This is a genomic window from Brevundimonas vesicularis, from assembly GCF_027105095.1.
GTDB classification, from domain to species: domain Bacteria; phylum Pseudomonadota; class Alphaproteobacteria; order Caulobacterales; family Caulobacteraceae; genus Brevundimonas; species Brevundimonas vesicularis_E.
In genome coordinates this window covers 3,087,800-3,102,983 of record NZ_CP114278.1, presented here as the reverse complement: position 1 = coordinate 3,102,983, position 15,184 = coordinate 3,087,800, and the positions used below count along the sequence as shown (strand labels likewise).

18 protein-coding genes, 1 tRNA gene and 2 pseudogenes are annotated in these 15,184 nt (G+C 64.0%); 10 read left to right on the top strand and 11 right to left on the bottom strand.

From position 1 onward, the window contains the following. The first annotated feature begins 20 nt into the window (after positions 1-20). Entirely contained in the window at positions 21-932 is a 912-nt protein-coding gene (locus O2K97_RS15565) for a hypothetical protein (protein ID WP_066629532.1), read from the top strand. Positions 933-1,010: 78 nt separating this feature from the next. Here the strand turns inward: O2K97_RS15565 and O2K97_RS15560 are convergent, their stop codons facing one another. Beyond that, entirely contained in the window at positions 1,011-1,433 is a 423-nt protein-coding gene (locus O2K97_RS15560; protein ID WP_039246275.1) for a hypothetical protein, read from the bottom strand. 487 nt (positions 1,434-1,920) lie between these two features. After that, a complete protein-coding gene (locus O2K97_RS15555; RefSeq protein ID WP_269219958.1) occupies positions 1,921-2,076 on the bottom strand; it encodes a hypothetical protein in 156 nt (51 codons plus the stop codon). Between the two features lie 445 nt (positions 2,077-2,521). Between O2K97_RS15555 and O2K97_RS15550 the strand changes: the two genes are divergently transcribed. After that, positions 2,522-3,637 (top strand): hypothetical protein, encoded by a 1,116-nt coding sequence (locus O2K97_RS15550; RefSeq protein WP_269219957.1) that lies wholly within the window; start codon positions 2,522-2,524, stop codon positions 3,635-3,637. A gap of 84 nt (positions 3,638-3,721) precedes the next feature. On the opposite strand, the gene O2K97_RS15545 is transcribed toward O2K97_RS15550, so the two are convergent. Next, entirely contained in the window at positions 3,722-4,186 is a 465-nt protein-coding gene (locus O2K97_RS15545) for a hypothetical protein (protein ID WP_269219956.1), read from the bottom strand. A 224-nt stretch (positions 4,187-4,410) separates the two neighbouring features. Next, positions 4,411-4,647 carry a helix-turn-helix domain-containing protein gene (locus O2K97_RS15540; RefSeq protein ID WP_269219955.1) on the bottom strand — a complete coding sequence of 79 codons (237 nt, stop codon included), beginning with the start codon at positions 4,645-4,647 and terminating at the stop codon, positions 4,411-4,413. 40 nt (positions 4,648-4,687) lie between these two features. Between O2K97_RS15540 and O2K97_RS15535 the strand changes: the two genes are divergently transcribed. Beyond that, a complete protein-coding gene (locus O2K97_RS15535) occupies positions 4,688-5,122 on the top strand; it encodes a helix-turn-helix domain-containing protein (protein WP_269219954.1) in 435 nt (144 codons plus the stop codon). A 388-nt stretch (positions 5,123-5,510) separates the two neighbouring features. On the opposite strand, the gene O2K97_RS15530 is transcribed toward O2K97_RS15535, so the two are convergent. The 3 genes and pseudogenes from O2K97_RS15530 to O2K97_RS15520 form a co-directional block, all read right to left on the bottom strand. Next, the gene (locus tag O2K97_RS15530; RefSeq protein ID WP_269219953.1) at positions 5,511-5,789 is read right to left on the bottom strand and encodes a hypothetical protein; all 279 of its coding nucleotides are present in this window, start codon (positions 5,787-5,789) and stop codon (positions 5,511-5,513) included. Further along, positions 5,786-6,760 (bottom strand): polymorphic toxin-type HINT domain-containing protein, encoded by a 975-nt coding sequence (locus O2K97_RS15525; protein WP_269219952.1) that lies wholly within the window; start codon positions 6,758-6,760, stop codon positions 5,786-5,788. Before O2K97_RS15525 ends, O2K97_RS15530 begins: the two co-directional genes overlap by 4 nt. 171 nt (positions 6,761-6,931) lie before the next feature. After that, positions 6,932-7,012 (bottom strand): annotated as a pseudogene (locus O2K97_RS15520) (hypothetical protein); the annotation flags it as partial. A gap of 247 nt (positions 7,013-7,259) precedes the next feature. Between O2K97_RS15520 and O2K97_RS15515 the strand changes: the two are divergent. Beyond that, positions 7,260-7,631 (top strand): hypothetical protein, encoded by a 372-nt coding sequence (locus O2K97_RS15515; RefSeq protein WP_269219951.1) that lies wholly within the window; start codon positions 7,260-7,262, stop codon positions 7,629-7,631. 154 nt (positions 7,632-7,785) lie between these two features. Next, a pseudogene (locus tag O2K97_RS15510) lies at positions 7,786-8,429 on the top strand (DUF6339 family protein). Positions 8,430-8,713: 284 nt separating this feature from the next. On the opposite strand, the gene O2K97_RS15505 reads toward O2K97_RS15510, so the two are convergent. The 3 genes from O2K97_RS15505 to hemC all read right to left on the bottom strand — a co-directional run bounded on the left by O2K97_RS15505 (position 8,714) and on the right by hemC (position 10,503). Then, positions 8,714-8,789: transfer RNA gene (locus O2K97_RS15505), tRNA-Thr, on the bottom strand. A gap of 41 nt (positions 8,790-8,830) precedes the next feature. Continuing rightward, positions 8,831-9,553, bottom strand: coding sequence for a uroporphyrinogen-III synthase (locus O2K97_RS15500; RefSeq protein ID WP_269219949.1), 723 nt, complete (start codon positions 9,551-9,553; stop codon positions 8,831-8,833). Next, positions 9,550-10,503: a hydroxymethylbilane synthase gene (gene hemC / locus O2K97_RS15495; protein ID WP_269219948.1), complete on the bottom strand. Its 954-nt coding sequence runs from the start codon at positions 10,501-10,503 to the stop codon at positions 9,550-9,552. The genes O2K97_RS15500 and hemC overlap by 4 nt, the downstream gene beginning before the upstream one ends. A 46-nt stretch (positions 10,504-10,549) precedes the next feature. Here hemC and tsaD point away from each other — a divergent pair, with 46 nt between their 5' ends. From tsaD to O2K97_RS15480, 3 genes are read left to right on the top strand one after another with little or no spacing between them, the layout of a single operon-like run. Continuing rightward, positions 10,550-11,701: a tRNA (adenosine(37)-N6)-threonylcarbamoyltransferase complex transferase subunit TsaD gene (gene tsaD, locus O2K97_RS15490; protein ID WP_419466125.1), complete on the top strand. Its 1,152-nt coding sequence runs from the start codon at positions 10,550-10,552 to the stop codon at positions 11,699-11,701. A 26-nt stretch (positions 11,702-11,727) separates the two neighbouring features. Beyond that, complete coding sequence (locus tag O2K97_RS15485) at positions 11,728-12,726, top strand: NAD(P)H-dependent glycerol-3-phosphate dehydrogenase (RefSeq protein WP_269221152.1); 999 nt, start codon at positions 11,728-11,730, stop codon at positions 12,724-12,726. Continuing rightward, positions 12,719-13,102: a Rieske (2Fe-2S) protein gene (locus O2K97_RS15480; RefSeq protein WP_055753900.1), complete on the top strand. Its 384-nt coding sequence runs from the start codon at positions 12,719-12,721 to the stop codon at positions 13,100-13,102. The genes O2K97_RS15485 and O2K97_RS15480 overlap by 8 nt, the downstream gene beginning before the upstream one ends. A 6-nt stretch (positions 13,103-13,108) precedes the next feature. Here the strand turns inward: O2K97_RS15480 and ppk2 are convergent, their stop codons facing one another. After that, a complete protein-coding gene (ppk2, locus tag O2K97_RS15475; protein WP_269219946.1) occupies positions 13,109-13,858 on the bottom strand; it encodes a polyphosphate kinase 2 in 750 nt (249 codons plus the stop codon). A gap of 102 nt (positions 13,859-13,960) precedes the next feature. Between ppk2 and O2K97_RS15470 the strand changes: the two genes are divergently transcribed. Further along, a complete protein-coding gene (locus O2K97_RS15470; protein ID WP_269219945.1) occupies positions 13,961-14,722 on the top strand; it encodes an extensin family protein in 762 nt (253 codons plus the stop codon). 196 nt (positions 14,723-14,918) lie between these two features. Further along, the gene (locus tag O2K97_RS15465; protein WP_017505920.1) at positions 14,919-15,122 is read left to right on the top strand and encodes a cold-shock protein; all 204 of its coding nucleotides are present in this window, start codon (positions 14,919-14,921) and stop codon (positions 15,120-15,122) included. Positions 15,123-15,184: the final 62 nt, after the last annotated feature.

Sequence of the window (15,184 nt, the reverse complement as noted above, 5' to 3'; positions counted from 1 at the left end):
ACTTAGCCGAGGAGGCTGAAATGTCCCGTAATCGTACATCCGCCCTGCTCCTTGCCGCCGCTGCTGCGACGGCGACCTTGATGGCGGCCGCGCCCAGCCAGGCCGCGCCGGGCTGCCAACTGGTGATCGAATCCGGCGCCGATCAATGGATGATGCGCTACGAGCCGTTCGATCAGGACGTGGCCGTTCAGGAATTCGATGTCGCCGTGGTGAACCAGGGCGACGGACCCTGCACCGCCGTCAGCCGCGTCGAACTGCGCGGCGAGCAGTTTGGTCTGGTCAACGAAGCCGGCGCCCAGCGTATGGCCTACGCCTTGGTCGACGAGCGAGGCGGCGCGGATGTCACGCCGCGCGCGGGCCAGAGCGCGCGCCGCATCGGGGTGCGGCCGCTAAACCTGGCGGCCGGAGAGCGTGGTCTGATGCGCTTCTCCTTCACAGCCGCTCCGGCTGAAACCCTGTCGGCGGGTCTTTATTCCCAGAACGCCTTCATCAATCTGGAAACACCGGACGGCCGACCGCTGGCGGAAAAGCCCGTCACGCTCAGCCTGCAGGTGCCTTCGGCCGCCGTCATGGGTCTGAAGGGCGAGTTTCGTCGCAACGGCGGCACGCCGACGATCGACCTGGGGGAACTGACCCAAGGTGTTCGGCAGCTGCGCACGACCCTCTATGTTCTGAGCACGGCCGGATACAGCGTCTCCGTGGCCTCGCAGAACCAAGGCCGCCTGCGTCAGGGCGCCAGCGAATGGTATGTGCCCTATGGCCTAGTCCTGGGCGATCGCGACATGGACCTGTCGCGCGGCGGTCGGGTCGATGTAGTGTCGCGTCGCGCGCGACTGGACGACTATCCGCTGACCATCAGCGTCGGCAGCACGACCGGCAAGCGCGCGGGTGATTATTCCGACATCCTGACCTTCACGGTCGCCGCGCTGTAAGCGCCGGCGCCAAACAAAAAGAGGCGGGGACGTCGCGCGTCCCCGCCTCCTTTCAGTTGATATGGATATGGTCGGCGATCAGATCGGCTGAATCGTCAGGGCCAGGATCAGCGGCTGTTCCAGTTCGACGTCGTCGAACCGATAGGACACCGAACGGATCGTCGCGATGCTGGAGCGGCGCAGGGTCTGCATGCCGGACTTGTCCAGATCGAACGTCCGGTCGCCGTAGAACATCACCGCCTTCTCGGTCAGCGATAACGGGCGATACTGGGCCGAGACGGTGAAGCCGCCGGGGCTGTTGCAGGCCTCGACCACCTCTCCAGAGCGACCGGCGGCCGCCAGGACGGGCGAGGTGGGCTTAACCCAACAGGCGACAGGCACCGTGGCGCGAAGGCGATAGGTGCCGCCTGCGGTCGGCCCGGCGAAGGCGGGAGCGGCGGCGGCGACCAGGCCGAGCCCGAGTGTGGCGGCGGCGAGAGCGCGAAGGATACCTTGGGTCATCTGCGGTTCCGATCTGCACATTGCAGAGGAACAATAAGACGCTGGCCATTAAGTTCTGGAGATCAAACGCGCCTAACGGGCGCTAAACCATAATGCTCTTTACGTTAAGCCGGACTGCATTGGTCTCATAGCGTTAATGACACGACAGAGCCGAACTCTTGCGAAAGGCTAAATGTGTTTGTTGTCGTTAACGTGACGTCTACTCGGGTCTAAGACGCGTCCCGATAACGTCGGCTAAGCTATTGTCGACGAAAATGTCGACCTTGAAAAATCCAACAGCGGTCGAGGGGCTAGACACCAATGGCTGGCCTAGACTGAATGGCGTTCAGCTAGTCCAAAGCAGCGACATCGAAACCTTACGCGGCGAACACACCGCAGGTCATCAGGTTTCCTTGATCCCGTCTCCGGTCACAAGGTTGACATCTCGACGGGCAAAAGCAGGGGCTACCCGCACTGCGGCGTCGGCATGCGGGTGAGGCGTGGAAGGTCAGGCGACGGGCTGTCTTGTCGGCCAGGCCACGGCGACCTTCAACAGAGCGCCGTTGGCCAGCTGCGAAAAGCGCTGGGTCGATTGGCGACTACCGAAGTCGAAACTCTTGCCGACGGCGACCAGATCGACCTCCGAGTTGAACACAAGGGACATCGCCCAGACGCCACGCCGCCCAGCACACCCACTGAACTGCCGAGCGCACCAACCTGCTGGCCCGGCCCGGCCCTCCTCGCCGCCAAAGCTACAGATGCTCTGGCAAGGTGGCGCCGCTTGCGTCACTGGAACACGCGCCCGCACCATTGCGAATCCGCACTGATGCTAAAGGCGCTCTGACGTGTGATGGAGGTATGGACTGGGAACGCGCTTTCGCCCGCTTCCGCCGTCCATTTCGGTCGGAAGTGGTGGTGCCGCTTACCGTAGTCGGACAGCTTTCCTCGGCGACAACTGGCAGATCGTCGCCAGTCGCGATCCGCGCCGACTGGGCTGCCTTCTCGTCGAGACAGCACAGGAACTGGGGTCTGCTGCAATCGATCGCCAAAAGGAGCGGGCACCGGACGTTGAAATCAAGTTGAATACAACGGTTCCGCCCAATCCCGATATGGCAGACGGCGTTATCGATGAGCTCTTTGCCTACCTGCTCGGCGCGTCGAGCGAACAGTCCCGAAAGATGGGCTTGGAAAGTGATCGCATTCTAAGGATATGGCAGACTTACCTAAGAGCTCGCAACGCCATGGAGTCGGGCCGGGCAAGCGATCTTCGTTACAGCGATGCCAAGATTAGCGACCGTACAGTGACGTTGACGCTGGCGGACCCTGTCCCTCCGGATCTGCTCGGCCAAGACCGCAAGGTTCGCTCTGGAAGTCGCTATTTGTTCTTCGAAGTGACTGCCGTTTTGGGCGATGAAGTCACCCTGAGATCAAGCTACGGGGACCCGGCTCTCGTGCCGTCGAATGGCGTGCTTGAAGTAAACACCGACTGGGCCTCACGCGCCATTGATCGACAGCGGCAAGCCTTGGACGCTGTCGCGAATCTACGACGACATCTGGGCGCTGAAGTCACACAGAAGATGATCGATCCCAGCAGTTATGTGGCGGCCCAGCGGGTCGTTTCGATCGCAAAACTGAGGCGAGACGGCCTAGCCCGGAAAGCTGCAATGGTCGCGAAGGGTCAACTAGCTCCGGACGAGGCACCAGACGCTCAGTCCGTCGCGGATGCGGCCGTTGCCGAACAAGCGGCGGTTCGACAGATTGAGAACGCCCCATCGCGACCTGCGTCCGTTTATGAGAAAGCCGAGATGCTGGAACGAGCTCTTTCCAGTGCGAAGACCCGCCTATCGATTTCTTCCAAAGGCCTTGCGCCCCACATCGTCGATAAGGCTTTCATCGCGCACCTGACTAAACGGATACAGGCGGGTGTCGCGATCTCCATCTCTCTTCACGAGGATGGTGTGAAATGGGGGGCGCGCAAAGGTGAGTGGTCGAATGCATATGCCGCTCTCCAAAAGCTCTCTCAGACATCGGGCGGTCGTCTCAAGGTGCGGATAACGCGCGAAGAGCGATACTACCATCTCGCATGGGATGATGAGTTTGCCCTTGTGTGTAACCGTCCCATTCTGAGCAATCCTGGACGGATCCGGACATTTGAACAGTTCGCTGGCTACATCCTTCAAGATCGGGCGCTTATTCAATCATACCTTGACCGGGTCAACCGATGAGCGGATGGGCCAATGGGTCGCTTACGGCAGCCGCCATCTCCAATGTTGGGCTTGTCCGAGCGCTCAACGAAGATTGCATCAGCGTTAATCGTAAGGTCCTGATTCCCGAGCAGGGCTGGCAGGCGACGTTGGGCAACGGCCCCCATTTGTTTCTGTTGGCGGATGGTATGGAGGGGCATGCAAAGGGTGGCTGACGGCGGCGTGGGCGTGATGACCGCGACAGAAGGCGCGATAGGACATGGATCTGTCCGTTCCGACCTCGGCCTCATACAGACCATGCAAATCGACGAGGTGATGTCCCGCCTTCACCTTCAGCGCGACGCCATGCCAGTCGGGCTGGACCTTGTTGGGCGCCTGGGCGGTTTGGCCGGCGCGGAACAGCCGGACAAGGTCGGCGTCGCTGGATTGGTCCAGCCGCGTCACATCGAAGTCGTGGTCGAGAATGATTTGACGATAACGCGCCACTGTGGTGGCCGACCGGCCGGTGAGGCGGCCGATCTGATGGTTGGAATGCGCCGTGGTGAGCATGAGGCGCACCAGGCCCCGCATGTCGAACATAAGGGTCTCCCCGAAGGATAAATGAACAGCGGAGTGACCGGATCGGACGCGCAGGGCCGCCCTCATCGCCCCTGGTGGACGGCGAGTTCCTTGACGGCGATGCGATTTTCGGGGAGATTGAATGGGTCGTGTCCAACGACTTCAATCTTCCGAAAGGGCCTGTGCTTTGGCGAGCGCGGGCCTTTTCCCTTTCCGGCCGGATCGAGAGGTGAGGATCAGGTCGGAGGCATGGACACCTCCACGGTTTGATAGCGGTCCGGCCAGATCTCAGCCGGGCGGAAGCCGATGGCGTCGCCGATAGCCTGTTCGATCCGGCGCGATCGGCCGGCGCCGCGACTGACCATGCAGACCGTCGTCGGAGTGACGGCCAGGCTGCGGGCGATGTCGGTCATGGAGAGGCCGCGCTTCTTCAACGCGGTGCGCACCCATTGATGATTGCGGTCGTCGATCATGGCCTTCCCTGATAAGCACGTATGAGATAGCATCCGTCACATGGGAAGATTCCGCAAGCCCCCCGAACGTCTCCAGATTGCCGCCCGGCTGCTGGAGTTGCGCGAGCACCTGAGACTCAGCCAGGCCGAAATGGCCGAGAGCCTCGACCTGTCGCTGCGCGCCTATCGTAATTATGAGCAGGGCCTGCGTGACCTGCCGGGCCAGATCTATTTCACCATCTTCGAACGGTATGATCTGGATCCGATCTGGCTCTATCGGGGTGAGGGCCTAGGGCCGACCGTCCGGCACAAGGGCATGGAGGCCGACCTGTGGCGCATCGCCGTCGATGCGGTGGAGCAGACGCTGGTGGAAACCGGCATCGAACTGCCCGGCGCCAAACGGCGAGCGCTCTATGAAGCCCTGGTCGATCATCTGCGCCAGGGCGGCGAGGCGGACGCGAAAGCCGTCGGCGCGCTCGTGAGGTTGGCGGCGTGATGCGGGACGGACCCGACCAACAAGGACCCTACGATCTGATGGGGTATCGACCGCAGTGGGCGATATCGGTCGTCGCGCGCCTCAGCATCGTCAAGGCGGTTCAGCGTCTACAGGAACGCCAAGGCTTGCGACGCGCCAGAGCCCTCGCGGCGGCCGGCGCCATTCACACGATCCAAGATCAGACCAAAGCGATGCGGTGTTTCTTGATGCTCAGTGGGTGGTCGGTCGCAGTCGCGATCGGCTACGGTTGCATCGCTGAGCCAGTGATCAGCGCCATTTGGGCGCTCAACACGCCACTGCTGATTATGAATGCCGAAAAAGCGTGGCGTTTAAAGTCTAGTGCTGCCGAAATCATAGAGCGACATCAGCACGAACCTAGTCGGGTCGGTCACTTCCCTGCATATAAGCTCAACACCTCGTTGACCCTACGCTTAAGCTCCACCAAACCAAACAGACTTGGCTCTGATGAAAGCGCGGATTCGTCTGAGGTAAAATAGTTCATGTCTACCGATAAATCTAACATCTTTTCGAGGACTTCTAGATCATGCCCACTCTTGAAAAAGGCATCAATAGCATCCTGAAAATTCCCAACATCTGATTGAGAAATACTATCCATCGATGACAGCTTAGAAAGCATTTCGACTAGATTATTAATTTCAACGCTCATGGTAATGGAACCATTCGCCCACGCACTATGCCATGGTTCACCATCACTGTTGAAACTCGACCACTGACAGCCCCGACTGCGACTCCCAAATCTCGACCTCCATGCATAGCGCCAGCCAAGACATGAACAACTGAGCCGTTCTTTGGATCAAAGTACCTCTGCCCTCTGGCGATAGCAGCATTGACCATACCTCGCGTCACTCCTCGCTGCGCCATTCTGTCTAGCACATGGCCTGCAAGCTGAGGCACAGGGCAAGCATTATGCACCCACACGCCGCTCTCGCCAACGAAGTAAGTGTGGAAGCCCTCAACCTCGAAGTTGTAAGTGGGCTCGATCCGGTCGGTCTTGAGGACGGTGATCACGATAGCGCGGTCGCCGTCTGCGCTGACCAGTTCCGTCCCCGGCGTTAAGTCCTTCGTCTCCAGCCAGGCGCCGGCCGACGTGCGCCAGGGGTGTTCGTCCGTCGTACCGATCGGCTCGCGCTGAACGCGGCCCTGGGTATCGGTCGTCTCGACCGTCACCTCCCAAATCTCTCGCTCGCTGCCGGCGATGAGCGCCACGACCGGCTTGAACACGGTTTGGCCGGTCAGTTCATCCCGCGCCAGAACTTCGTCACCGACGCTGATCAGCTCGATCAGTTTCAAGCCGTCGGATGTCTGCACCTCTGTCCCGGCGACGAAACAATTGCAGCCCCGCCCTACGCGAGCAGCGAGGCGGGAGAGTAGGCCCGCGCCTCGGAACACCTTGATCGCCGGTGCAGCTGGAATGAACAAGAGAATCGGCTCGGCGTAGATCTCGTTACGCTCGCTGGCTGCCTGATAAGCCGCCTGGAACGGTGCATACTGCGGATCGTTTTGAATGGGCGGACCCGAGAATCCCGCGCCAGGGAAAGCGCCGCCGATACCGCCGCCCGGTGATCCTGTGTTTGGGATACGACCGGCTCCTGACGAATTCGGCTGGCCCGGTCTCATTGTTGACCCGCTCTCGGAGCATGTGGATATCCCACCGGACCATGTTCCGACCTCTGGTGTCTCGTTGATGGCGCACACAGACCTAGGACGCCCTCCAACCCACAGCCGAGACAGACCTAGTGGATCGGTCCAGTTCATCGGATCGGCTCCGACGTAGCCGTAGAGGTTGGCGCCGCCCGAATAGCCGATGGGGTCGGGTTGCAGGAACCGTCCCAGCCCCGGCGCATAGGCGCGTGCTCTGAGGGCATAGATGCCGGCTTCAGGCAGCCACGCCTGCCCGGCGTACTGGAACCGTCCCCGTTACCTGAACCGGATACCCCGTACTCGTCATAGGTATTGACGGTCGCGGCCGCCCCCGCGCCGTTCGCCACGGCCATGATCGACCCTAGATCGTCAAATCTCGCCTTACGTCGCTACGGTAAAGCCAATCGCCGCCCTATCGTGCGACTGGATCAATCCGGAGTTTGGGCCGGGCCCATTCGCTTATGAGGTCGGTGCCGTGCTTGCCATCGACCGACCTCAGGTAGTTTATATCGACAAGGACGTCTTCCGACCACTCTCCTCCGTCTTCGTGCTGGTGCGCGATGATGCCCTAGCTGGCCACGAATGGCAGATCGCGACCGGCGAAGACAAGGTCCAGATCAAGGTTAGCGGCGAGCTCAAGAAGAAGATCGACGCCGCGCGCAACAACAAAGCGCACCGCGCCGTCTTGATGAACTCGATCTATTTTTCGGCGGTGATGCAGTGTGTCGCGCTCATCCGACGGGATGCAGACGCCGATGGACGGTGGGCGAAGGTCATCGCCCAAAAATGCCATAACGAGAATCTGAGCATCGAAGACCATGATGAGTATCTGATCGCGGACGGCTGATGAAGAGCCCATTCCAGTTGGTCGATGAATACGTCTTCAAAGGGGGCGAAGAGTGACAGTCAGGATCGTCAGGGACGCGACGCTCAAGAGTCTTCGTGATTCCGTCGCCGCTATTCTTGATCGGTATCGAGCGGGCGATTTCTCGTTTCTTGATATGGACTCGTCACAGTGGCATGAGCTGCCGATCGCGGCCGAGAACGTCGAGTTGGACGCCCTGCAACCGCCCAGTGAGGGCGAACTCTTCGAGGTGCAGAACTGCAAGGCTGTGTTTGGCTACCTCTCTAACCTCAAACCGTATGACGCGCGCGATGAGCGTCTTTGGGTCCATCTGACACATACCTACTGGCTTACTCCCGCCTGCGCTGGCCTATCCCAACTGACGACGAGAAGGCCGTCCTGCATATTCGGCGTCACTTTTTCGCGCAGAACAATCGCCAAGTGGAGCGAGACAACGCAGCGTCACGGCTATGGTGGATGGCGCACCTCTGCCACCGTGTGCCCAATATTGATCAGGACGAAGCGTTGCAGGCGCTGCTGTTACGCACCGATGTGCGCGCCAACATTGTCGAACGTCCTACAGTCGCTCAGTCGGTAAACGTGTTCTCGGTCATCCTCCGCCGCCTGATTCTTTCGCAAGCTGGGGCGAAGGCGCTATTCGAAAGAGCGAGATTTCGGCGGTTGATGATGGAAGTGAATTCGGTTGGGGGCTTCAAGCTTCTGGACTGCCTGCCCCAGCCAGAGCTCGAAGCCATTTTCGATGACATTATCAAACATCGCCTCGAGCTATCTGCGATCTAATCAACGCGTGATTATCGCCGATTTTCGACCTGTCCCGCTCGTGGTGTGTTGCTAAGGGCGCGACAGCCACGTTACCCAGACACATCCCAAACCTAAGTTCGTTTCTCAACGCGGGATGCCTTCAAAGCCAGCGTTGCTGACGTGATGACGGTTGCTCAACTCGAAGCCACTACGCTCATTGCTAATGCCCCATCAAGGCTAAGGCACTCCAGCGTGGGAACGGGGTATGGACTGGGATTTGCGCGCTTTCACGCGCTTCCGTCGACTGTCCCTACCGGAAGTGGTGGTGCCGCTTAGGTGACTCGAACACCTGACCCCATCATTACGAATGATGTGCTCTACCGGCTGAGCTAAAGCGGCCCGGTTGCGACGGACGAAGCTGTCCGCGCGAGACGGGGTCTTTATACGGCCGGATCGCGCTTGCCAAGCGTGGTGTTCAAGATCGTGAGCAATGAGGTCTCGTCGGGCGATTTTGCCACAACGGGCGTCAGGCCCAGCGCGACGAGCGGGGCTGCGGCGGCGGGAGAGATGCAGGCGAGGACCGCGTGCGCCAGGGCGTCGTGACCACGCTTGGCGAGGGCTTGTCCGGCGCGGGGGGAGTGGACCAGAACGGCGTCGATCGGCGACGGCGTCTCGGCTGATGTTTCGATGGCGCGATAGACCGTCAGAGAATGGATCGACACATTGCGGGCGCCGGCGGCGGTGAGGGCGGCGGCGAGATCGCCGGCGGGCGTTTCCGCTTGAGGGACCAGGACGGCGGCGCTGGCGATGGCGCTGGCGAGCAGGCGGGCGAGGTCGCGCAGGTCGCCGGATGCGGAACGGACATCGGCGAAGCCTGCATCATGGGCGGCCTGGGCGGTCGCATCGCCGACGGCGAAGACCGGAAGGTCGCGTCGGGGCGTCAGGGCGGCGAAGGCGGCGACGCCGTTGATGCTGGTGAAGGCCAGGGCGGCGAACGGCGCCAGATCAGGAACGGGCGGCGTCAGGGCTTCGAGGGTCAGCAGGGGGGCGACGATCGGCTCGAACCCCATGTCGCGCAGGCGGGCGGCGGTGCGGGCGGCGCCCGGTTCGGCGCGGGTGATCCAGACGCGGGCGGGCCCAGATTCGTCGTCTAAGGGGCTCATCCGTCCAAAGTCGCGGGATCGACTTCCTGATCGCCGGCTGAGGCGTGGACCTCGCCGCCCAGGCGTCGGCCCAGAGCGCGCGCGTCGGCTTCGGTTGGTTGGAAAAGGTCGCCGACTCGCCGCCAGCGGGCGGAGCCGTCCGGGCTGAGCATTTCGGTGGTCAGGTGCAGGGTGTCGTGCTCAATGCGGGCAAAGGCGCCGACGGCCGTGCGGCACGACCCTTCCAGCGCCGTCATGGCGCCGCGCTCGGCGGCGATACACAGGGCGGTCTCGGGGTGGTTCAGGGCGGCGACCCAAGGCGCGTCCTTGTCGGCGGCGCGGGTCTGGATGGCGAGGGCGCCCTGGCCCGGCGCCGGCAGGAAGGCGTCCAGAGACAGCTTCTCGCGGATAGGGTCGGTGACGCCAAGGCGCGTCATGCCCGAGACGGCGAGAAGGATCGCGTCGAAATCGCCATCGGCCGCGCGACGCAGGCGGGTGTCGATGTTTCCCCGCAGCATCTCGACCTTCAGGTCCGGCCGCAGGGCCAGCGCCTGGGCCTGGCGTCTCAGGCTGGCGGTGCCCAAACGCGCGCCGAAGGGCAGGGCGTCGAAACTGTCGAAGTCGCGGCTGATGAAGGCGTCGCGGGCGTCCTCGCGCTCGGGGATGGCGGCGATGCACAGGCCCTCGGGCTGTTCGGCGGGGACGTCCTTCATCGAATGGATGGCGATGTCGATCCGGCCGGCCAGCAGGGCCTCCTCGATCTCCTTGGTGAACAGGGCCTTGCCGCCGACCTCCAGCAGGCGGCGATCCTGGATGCGGTCGCCGGTGGTGACGATCTCGACCAGAGGGACGGCGGCGTCGATCTCGGCCTCGGGAACGTTCAGGGCGCGGCCGATGGCGCGCTGCATCATGCCGGATTGGGCGAGCGCCAGCTTGGAGCGCCGGGTGCCGATGCGGAGAGGAAAGGTCATGAGCGTTGCGCACCGGTCGCCGGGTCGCTACCTCGACCCGATGGAGATGTCCGCCGACTATAGCAGCGGCGCCAAGTCAGCAACTGGACGGGATGTCCCCCCTCGTCCCGGTCCGCTGACGGTGCTGGGCCTGGAGACCAGTTGCGACGAGACCGCCGCCTCGGTCGTGCGCCTGCACCCTTCAATGGCGGGCGGTCGGGCGGAGGTGCTGTCTTCTGTCGTTCACAGCCAGATCGACGATCACGCGGCCTATGGCGGCGTGGTGCCCGAGATTGCGGCGCGCAGCCATGTCGAAATGATCGCCGAGGTCACCCGCCGCGCGATGGCCGAGGCCGATATGGGCTATGACGGGCTGGACGGGATCGCGGCGACGGCCGGGCCGGGCCTGGTCGGCGGGGTCATGGTGGGCCTCAGCTTTGGCAAGGCGGCGGCGCTGGCGCGCGGCCTGCCGCTGGTGGCGGTCAACCATCTGGAAGGCCATGCGATGTCGGCCCGGCTGGGGGCGGAGGTCGCCTATCCCTTCCTGCTGCTGCTGGTGTCGGGCGGCCACTGCCAGCTTCTGGAGGTGCGCGGCGTCTGCGACATGAGCCGGATCGGGGCCACCATCGACGACGCGGCCGGCGAGGCCTTCGACAAGATCGCCAAGGCCCTGGGCCTGGGTTATCCGGGCGGCCCGGCGCTGGAGCGGTTGGCCATGCAGGGCGACGGGTCGAAGATCGATCTGCCGCGCGCCCTCTTGGGCCGCAAGGATTGCGACTTTTCCTTCTCGGGCCTGAAGACGGCGGCCTTCCGTATCGCCCAGACCTGCGAGACCGAGCAGGACAGGGCGGATCTGGCCGACGCGGTGCAAAACGCCATCGCGCGCCAGCTGTCGGATCGGTCTGAGCGAGCCTTGGCGGCCTATGCGGAGACGCATGACCACCGTCTGTTCGTGGTGGCAGGCGGGGTCGCGGCCAACAAGACCATCCGCGCGACCTTGCAGGCGACGGCGGCGAAACACGGCTTCGACTTCCTGGCGCCGCCCATGGCCTATTGCACGGACAATGCGGCGATGATCGCCCTGGCGGGGGCCGAGCGGCTGGCGCTGGGCCTGACCAGCGACATCGACGTGGTCGCACGGCCGCGATGGCCGCTGGACGAAGCGCGCGCCCTGTCCGATCCTTCGCACAAGCCGGGCCGCAAGGGCGCGAAAGCATGACGAACGAAACCGCCTCGGGAGGGCGTATGGAATTCCGCACGGCAGGGGTCATCGGCGCGGGCGCCTGGGGCACGGCTCTGGCGCAAGTGTGCGTTCGGGCCGGACTGGACACGACCTTGCAGGCGCGCGAGCAGAAGTTGGTCGAGACGCTGCGGGCGACGCGGGCCAACGACCTCTATCTGCCCGGCGTGCCGCTGGCCGACGAACTGAAATTCACCGCCGATCTGGCCGACCTGGGCGTCTGCGATGTGATCCTGGCGGTGCCGCCGGCCCAGCACATGCGCGCCACGCTGACGGCGTTTGCGCCCTACTATCGCGCCGGCGTGCCGGTGGTGCTTTGCTCCAAGGGCGTCGAGCGCGGCACGATGAAGCTGATGACCGAGGTGCTGGCCGAGACCCTGCCGGACGCCCCCGCCGCCGTCCTGTCCGGTCCCAGTTTCGCGGGAGAGGTCTCGCGCGGCCTGCCGACCGCCGTGACCCTGGCCTGTGCGGATCAGGCGCTGGGCGAGGCCTTGCTGAACACCCTGTCGGCGCCGGGCTTCCGGCCCTATCTGGCGACCGATCTTGTGGGCGCCGAGGCGGGCGGGGCGCTGAAGAACGTCCTGGCCATCGCCTGCGGCATCTCCGAGGGGCGCCAGTTGGGCCGCAGCGCCCACGCCGCCCTGATCACGCGCGGCTTTGCGGAGATGACTCGCCTCGCCGTCGCCATGGGGGGGCAGGCGGAGACGGTGGCGGGCCTATGCGGCCTGGGCGACCTCGTCCTGACCTGCTCCAGCCCCCAGTCGCGCAACATGAGCCTGGGTCTGGCCCTGGGGCAGGGGCAGACGGTCGAACAGGCCCTGGCCGGCAAACGGTCGGTGGCGGAAGGCTATGAGAGCGCGCCGGCGGTTCGCGAACTGGCCGCGCGGCTGGGCGTGGAAATCCCGATCTCTGAAGGGGTCGCCGCCCTGCTGGCCGGCGAGATCGATGTCGATGGTCTGATCGACGGCCTGCTATCGCGCCCGCTAAAGGCCGAGCGTGTCTGAAGCGGCCGAGGCGCCGGCCGAGCGCAAACGGGTCTGGAAGACGCCGCCGGGCGTGGCTCTGTGCGCCGAGGGCGACATCGCCGATCCCGGCTCGCGCGGCTTCGTGCTGCAGATCGGTGAGGCCTTCTTCCACGGCTTCGTGGTCAGAAAGGATGGCCAAGTCGCGGGCTGGGTCGATCGCTGCCCGCACGCCGGCTTTCCGATCGCGATGGAGATCGACCGGTATTTGACGCCGGACGGCGCGCTGATCCTGTGCGGCTGGCACGGGGCGGTGTTCGAGCCGCTGACCGGCGAATGCAAGGGCGGCCCCTGCGCGGGCGGGCGACTGACGCCCTGGCCGGTGGCGGCCTCTGGCGGGATCGTCAGAACGGCCTGAGGCGCTTCACCGCGCCAGTTTGCCCTTGGCCTTGCCGGCGCTGAACACGACGTCGGGATCCGGCTTCCTGATGTCGATGCTGGTGTGGCTCAGCACCGACAGGATGTAGCGGCCGATGTTCAGGCGCGCCGTCTTCTTGTCGTCGGTGGCGACGACGGTCCAGGGCGCATAGTCGCGGTCGGTCTCGTCCAGCATCCGGTCGCGGGCGTCGGAATAGGCGTCGAACCGCGCCTCGGCCTCGGCGTCCAGTGACGACAGCTTGAACTTCTTCAACGGATCATCGCGGCGTTCCTTGAGCCGCTTGGCCTGCTCCTTGCGCGAGATATCCAGCCAGATTTTGATCAGGATGATCCCGTCGTCCGTCAGCATCCGCTCGAAGCGCGGGGCGTCGGTCATGAACTGGGCGTACTGCTCGGGCGTGCAATAGCCCATGACCGGCTCGACCCCGGCGCGGTTGTACCAGGACCGGTTGAAGATCACCGTCTCGCCCGCCGCCGGCAGGTGCGGGACATAGCGCTGGAAATACCACTGGCTGGTCTCGCGGTCGCTGGGTTTGGGCAGGGCGATGACGCGGGTCTGGCGCGGCGACATATGTTCGGTCAGGCGCTTGATCGCGCCGTCCTTGCCGGCGGTGTCGCGCCCTTCCAGCACGATGACCACGCGCGAGCCATGCTCGATGCTCCAGGCCTGGGTCTGGACGATGGCCAGCTGGATCTGTTCCAACTCGGCGTCATAGGCGTCGGATTTCTTTCCCATGGCAAGAGAGTGGGCCGAGGGCCGGCAGAGAGCAAGGGCGAGGGAGCCGACTGCGAAGCTGGGCGTTAAGGCGCCGGGCCCGTCCGGCCTGCGAGGGGCCGAATGAAGCGCGATCTGGCGGACATGTGGAATCTGGTGTGGGAGCTGGCGCTGCTGGTCTGCGCCGGCTTTGCGTTGCTGAACGCCTTCGCCCCGCCCCAGGACCTGCCGTGGAAGCCGCTGGATCTGGATCGGCCTTTGGGCCGCGCGACAGCTGCCAAGGTCGCCGGATTCGATGTGCCGACCGCCGCCACCCCCGAGGCCGTGGAGGGCGCGACCGAGGCCTGTATGCAGGCGCTGCGCAATGCGGGGGTTCAGGTCGAACGCGCGCCCGACCGCGACGACGGCGGCTTCTGCGTGGTGCGCGGGGCGGTGCGGATCACGGGCGGCGAGGTGACGCCGCTGGCCCCCGCCGATGTCGTCATGCAGTGCCCGCTGGCGGTCCGCTACGTTATCTGGGATCGACAGGTGCTTCGCCCGGCCTCGCGCGACATTCTGGGCTCGGCCCCCGCACGGGTGGAAAACTATGGCGCCTATTCGTGCCGCCGCATCTACGGCTCGCAGGATGAGGCCGAGCGGCCCAGCGAACATGCCAAGGCCAATGCGCTGGATGTCGCAGCGGTGACCTTGAAGGACGGTCGGACCGTCAGCGTGCTGAACGACTGGCGCGGCGAGGGGCCCGCAGGCGAGCCGGGCGGCCGCTTCCTGCATGCCTTGCGCGACGGGGCCTGCCAGCTGTTCTCGACGGTGTTGACGCCGGACTACAACGCCGCCCACGCCAACCATCTGCACATCGACGGGGGCGCGCGGGGCCTCTGTCGTTAAGCCTGAATGCGTCCGGTGCGACTCGCTTTGCTGTTGACCGTCTGGAAAAGCCGGGTGACAACATCGCTGCAGTCCGGATTTCGCGTGGGGTCCAAACCCGCGTTTCGCTCCTTCGCCTGAACGAGCTGTCCAGATGGATTGTCGGGTCACCTCGAGGGGGATCCGCCTGGAAAAGCGCGTTTACGGAGACGCAGACATGGCGACCGGCACGGTCAAGTGGTTCAACCCCACCAAGGGCTACGGCTTCATCCAGCCCGATAGCGGCGGCTCCGACGTGTTCGTTCACGTCACCGCCGTTCAAAAGGCCGGACTTCAGGGCCTCGATGAGAACGCCAAGGTCGAATACGAGCTGGAAAACCAGCGCGGCAAGACCTCGGCGATCGACCTCAAGGTCCTTTAAGTCGATCCAGCCTTCAAGGCTTAGAGGCGGGCGCGGGAGTTTCTCCCGCGCCCGTTTTCTTT